Genomic DNA, 3,779 nt, shown 5'->3' with positions numbered 1-3,779 from the left:
AAGTTTTTTTAATTTTAATAACATAAGTAATGTTATATTTACAAGTAATATAACATCTTCACTAAATATACTTATAAATGGATGCTTAAAAAAGGGAGATCATGTTATTACTTCCTCAATAGAACATAATTCAGTATTAAGACCATTATTTAAATTAGAAAATAATAACCTTATTGAATTATCTATTGTAAATTCTAATGAATTTGGATTTATAAATGTAACTGATATAAAAAATGCTATTAGAAAAAACACTAAATTTATTATATTATCCCATGCTTCTAATGTTTTAGGCTCTATTCAACCTATAGAGGAAATAGGAAGACTTTGCAAGGATAACGATATCTTTTTTATATTAGATTCAGCTCAAAGTGCAGGGGTTTTAGATATAGACTTTACAAAGTTAAATCTTAGTGCATTAGCTTTCACTGGTCATAAAAGCCTTTTCGGTCCTCAAGGTATTGGTGGCTTTATAATTACAGATGAACTTAATGAAATTTGCAATCCGTATATTTTAGGTGGTACAGGTAGCATGTCCTATTCACTTGAACAGCCTGATTTCCTTCCAGATAAATTTGAATCTGGAACTTTAAATATGCCAGGGATTGTTGGATTAAGCGAAGGGATTAAGTTTATAAATAAAGAAGGGATTAATAGTATATATGAAAAAAATTCTTATTTAAGAAACTTATTAATTTCTAATTTACAAGATATTAAAAATATACAATTATATGAGGACTTTAACACCCCTCACTATACTTCATGTGTATCCTTTAACTCTACGAAAATGGATACTGCTGAACTTTCTTATGAACTTGATTATAAATATGGAATTAAAAATAGATCTGGATTACACTGTGCGCCATTAACACATAAATCAATAGGAAGTTTTCCTGATGGAACAGTTAGATTAAGTATTAGTTACTTTAATACTGTTGAAGACATTAATTATACAATAGATTCAATAAATAAAATTTTAAAATGAATATTAACCTCCCCTAATGTCAATAATTACATAAGGGAGGTTTCTTTATGGAAATTTTAAAAAAAGAGTTTGACTCATCCTTTGAATATTCATATATCGAAGTTGGAAAGTATCTTTATAAATCTCTACTTAATATGATTGAATCTAATAGAACTATTATCTTTTTATGTATTGGAACAGACAGATGTACTGGTGATTCATTAGGACCATTAGTTGGATATAAATTAAAAAATATATCTTCATTATTTGAATCAAAAAATATATTTTTTTATGGTTCTTTAGAAAATCCTGTTCATTCTCTTAATCTAGAAAGCATAATTTTAAAAATAAATTCTAATTTTATAAATCCTTATATTATAGCTATTGATTCCTGTTTAGGGCAAACTATTAATATTGGTAAAGTTTTTATTAGTAATACACCAGTTTATCCTGGATCTGCAATTAATAGAAATCTACCTTCTGTTGGTGATTTAAGCATTACTGGCATAGTAAATATATCTAGTAAATATGATTTTTTAACATTACAAAATACTAGGCTTTATACTGTTATGCTTTTATCTGATACTATCTATAAAGGAATTCATTATTTTTTAAACTTATACGAAAAGCACATTATTAAAACTAATAAAAAAAAGGAGCTACTTCGTGATGAACAATAGTTCATTTCATTGTAGCTCCTTTAATTATTTTTTATTAATTGCTTCATTTAAAACATAAGTCTCTTCTTCAGATAACTCATATCTAGAAATGCCTTTATCAACTGGTTTTGCATAAGTTGTACTATCATGTCTAGAATAAATCCCAGTTATCAGTACACCATCATTATAAGAGTCTAATATTGCTATTGAGAAGCTTAAATCACTTCCCACATCAGGAAATGCTTTATATCTCATTATGGCAACTTTATTTACACATCCCTTTATTTCTTCTTTTATTACTTCACATTTATTTAAGGCTTCTTCTGACTTTCCAATAGCTTTATCAATATCATCTAACTTTGAAGTTATTAATTCTTCTAGATTTTTATTATTAACTCCACGCATCATTTTTCTATACTTTTTTTCAAGTTTCTTCGTTGTGCTCATTAATGTAAGTACCATTATTAATAGTAGCAATACTATAACTAATAATCCTATTATAATAAAAGCTGAATTTTCATTTATTATTTTAATTATATTTTCCACTATAAGTGCCCCTTCCTAATAAATTGAGAAATAACACTATAATGTTTCACGTGAAACATTATTGATTTATTTTCGAATGTTTCACGTGAAACACTTATAAATTAATTATTTCTAGTATCCTTTGTAAATCTTCTTCAGAATAATACTCTATTTCAATTTTACCTTTATTATTTTTATTACTTATATTAACTTTAGTTCCAAAATAGTTTTGTAATCTTTCTGTTACATCTTTATAGTAAGGATTAACTTCCCTTTTTACTAGCTTTTCTTCTTTGTTGTTATTAAGATGCTTTATTAACTTCTCTAACTCTCTAACAGATAACTTTTCATCTATTACCTTTTGAGCAATTTCACTTTGTAGTTTAGGATCAGTAATAGCTAACAGTGCTCTACCATGACCTTCTGATATAACTTCATCAATTAGATATTGCTTTACAGTATCACATAATGCAATTAATCTAATTATATTACTTATAGCTACTCTAGATTTTCCTATCCTTTTACTTAATTCTTCTTGAGTTAGATTGAAGTCGCTTAGTAATTTTTTATAGGCTAGGGCTTCTTCAATAGGGTTAAGATCTTGCCTTTGAATGTTTTCAATCAATGATATTTCTAATATATCCTTATCAGTTAAATCCATCACAACAGCAGGTACTTCGTTTAGTCCTAAAAGTTTGGCAGCTCTCCATCTTCTTTCCCCTGCTACTATTACATAGCATTCATCTTTTTTATTTAAAATTATTGGTTGAATTATTCCATGTTCTTTAATAGACTGAGCTAACTCAGCTATTTTTTCATCATCAAAAGTCTTTCTTGGCTGCTCATCATTACTTTTAATTAAATTTAAAGAAATAAGAGAAGGTTTATTATTATCATTATCTTGTATTTCGTTAGGAATTAATGCTCCTAATCCTTTTCCTAATGCTGATTTCTTATTCATATTACTCACCTACTTTTGCCTCTTTAAAAATTCTTTTGTCAATGTTTTGTAAGCTTCTGCTCCCTTACATTTTTCATCATATAACATTATCGGTAATCCAAAACTTGGTGCCTCTGCTAACCTAATATTTCTAGAAATAGTTGTTTTATAAACCTTATCATTAAAGAAGTTTTTAGCTTCTTCAAATACTTCATTGCTAAGGTTAGTTCTGAAATCATACATTGTCATAACTACTCCTTCTATTTCCAAATCCTTATTAAGTGATTGTTTAACTAATTTTATAGTATTGATTAGTTGTCCAACACCTTCTAAAGCATAAAATTCACATTGTATAGGAATTAATACAGATTGTACTGAGGTAAGTGCATTAATAGTAAGCACTCCTAACGATGGTGGACAATCTATAAAAATAAAGTCATAGTCATTTTCAACTTCTTTTAACTTATTAGCTAATATTACTTCACGATTTGGTTTTCCTATAATCTCAACTTCTGCACCTGCTAATTCCATAGTTGATGGTGCTATGTAAAGATTTTGAATAAGCTCACTTTTTAAAATAATATCTTTTAATGATGCATCAGAAGTAATTACATCATACATAGACATTTCTAAATTTCCCTTATCTAATCCTAATCCACTAGTAGTATTCCCTTGTGGATCTATGTCTATAGTT

5 protein-coding genes are annotated in these 3,779 nt (G+C 27.2%); 2 read left to right on the top strand and 3 right to left on the bottom strand.

What is annotated here, in order from left to right:
* The coding region (locus E6248_RS14330) for an aminotransferase class V-fold PLP-dependent enzyme (RefSeq protein WP_316341461.1) at positions 1-982 on the top strand (982 nt) is incomplete at its 5' end.
* 47 nt (positions 983-1,029) lie between these two features.
* Positions 1,030-1,641 carry a spore protease YyaC gene (yyaC, locus tag E6248_RS14325; RefSeq protein WP_316341460.1) on the top strand — a complete coding sequence of 204 codons (612 nt, stop codon included), beginning with the start codon at positions 1,030-1,032 and terminating at the stop codon, positions 1,639-1,641.
* Between the two features lie 24 nt (positions 1,642-1,665).
* Here yyaC and E6248_RS14320 read toward each other — a convergent pair whose 3' ends face one another.
* The 3 genes from E6248_RS14320 to E6248_RS14310 all read right to left on the bottom strand — a co-directional run.
* On the bottom strand, positions 1,666-2,166 hold the full coding sequence (locus E6248_RS14320; protein ID WP_316341459.1) for a DUF4446 family protein: 501 nt from the start codon (positions 2,164-2,166) through the stop codon (positions 1,666-1,668).
* A gap of 94 nt (positions 2,167-2,260) precedes the next feature.
* On the bottom strand, positions 2,261-3,106 hold the full coding sequence (locus E6248_RS14315) for a ParB/RepB/Spo0J family partition protein (protein WP_316341458.1): 846 nt from the start codon (positions 3,104-3,106) through the stop codon (positions 2,261-2,263).
* Positions 3,107-3,115: 9 nt separating this feature from the next.
* The coding region (locus E6248_RS14310) for an AAA family ATPase (protein ID WP_316341457.1) at positions 3,116-3,779 on the bottom strand (664 nt) is incomplete at its 5' end.

It is taken from the genome of Clostridium sp., assembly GCF_032552055.1.
In the GTDB taxonomy this organism is placed as follows: Bacteria; Bacillota; Clostridia; order Clostridiales; family Clostridiaceae; genus Clostridium.
This window is presented reverse-complemented; position numbering and strand designations above follow the sequence as displayed.

What these genes read in the sequence shown, in the direction of transcription:
- yyaC (WP_316341460.1), top strand. Translation starts at nt 1,030, where the DNA reads ATGGAAATTTTAAAAAAAGAGTTTGACTCATCCTTTGAATATTCATAT.
- E6248_RS14315 (WP_316341458.1), bottom strand. Translation starts at nt 3,106, where the DNA reads ATGAATAAGAAATCAGCATTAGGAAAAGGATTAGGAGCATTAATTCCT.